Origin of the sequence: Xenorhabdus sp. PB62.4 (assembly GCF_014467285.1) — a bacterium.
Taxonomy (GTDB): Bacteria; Pseudomonadota; Gammaproteobacteria; order Enterobacterales; family Enterobacteriaceae; genus Xenorhabdus.
Genome location: NZ_NKHR01000084.1, coordinates 1 through 1,084 on the forward strand (window position 1 = coordinate 1; position 1,084 = coordinate 1,084).

Consider the following 1,084-nt stretch of genomic DNA (forward strand, 5'->3'; position numbering starts at 1 on the left):
TTGATGTGGTTCAATGATTTTGGTCACCGTTATAGAGGTGATATTCTCACTTCGATAATTCAACAGGTGACATAATGAAAAGAAGTTTCAGCCCCGAATTTAAATTGGAATCAGCACAGTTAGTGCTTGACCAAAACTACAGTATTGCCGATGCCGCCAGAGCCATGAATGTCAGTCAGTCCGCTATGGGGCGATGGGTTCATCAGTTAAAGCAGGAACGGCAGGGAAAATCTCCCACCGCTTCGCCCATCACACCGGAGCACATTGAAATCCGTGACCTGAAAAAGAAACTCCAACGCCTTGAAATGGAAAATGAAGTTTTAAAAAAGGCTTCAGCACTCTTGATGTCGGATTACCTGAACAATTCTCGCTAATCGAACAATTCAGAGTGCATTATCCCGTGGCTTTCCTTTGCCAACGGCTTGGCGTTTATCGCAGTAGTTATCAAGCCTGGCAAAAACGGGGAAAGCCGCCCGATCCTGAGCGAGTCAAATTAAAGAGTCTGGTGCGTGAAGCCTTTAACGAGAGCCACGGCTCAGCCGGTGCACGGACAATTGCGACGATGGTCACCACCAAAGGTAGGCCATTGGGCCGATGGCTGGCGGGAAAATTAATGGCTGAATTGGGGCTGGTTAGTCGCCAACAGCCAAGGCATCGCTATTCACGAAAGGAACAAGAGCATGTTGATATTCCGAACCATCTTGACCGTCAGTTTGCGGTCACCGCACCCAATCAGGTGTGGTGTGGGGATGTGACGTATATCTGGACCGGTAAACGTTGGGCTTATCTGGCGGTCGTCATCGACCTTTTTGCCCGTAAACCCCTCGGTTGGGCGATGTCTTTCTCTCCGGACTCCGAACTGACGAAGAAAGCGTTAGCAAAGGCCTTTGAATCCAGAGAAAGGCCGCAAGGGCTCCTGTTTCACAGTGATCAAGGTAGCCACTATACCAGCAAAGCGTTCAGACGATTATTGCAGTGTTATGGTATTAAACAAAGCCTGAGCCGGCGTGGAAATTGCTGGGATAACAGCCCGATGGAACGTTTTTTCCGGAGCTTAAAAAGCGAATGGGTTCCTTTGGCGGGA

At 49.1% G+C, this 1,084-nt stretch carries 1 pseudogene; it reads left to right on the plus strand.

From position 1 onward, the window contains the following. Nucleotides 1–74 precede the first annotated feature (74 nt). Nucleotides 75–1,084, plus strand: a pseudogene (locus tag Xenpb_RS19290) (IS3 family transposase); the annotation flags it as partial.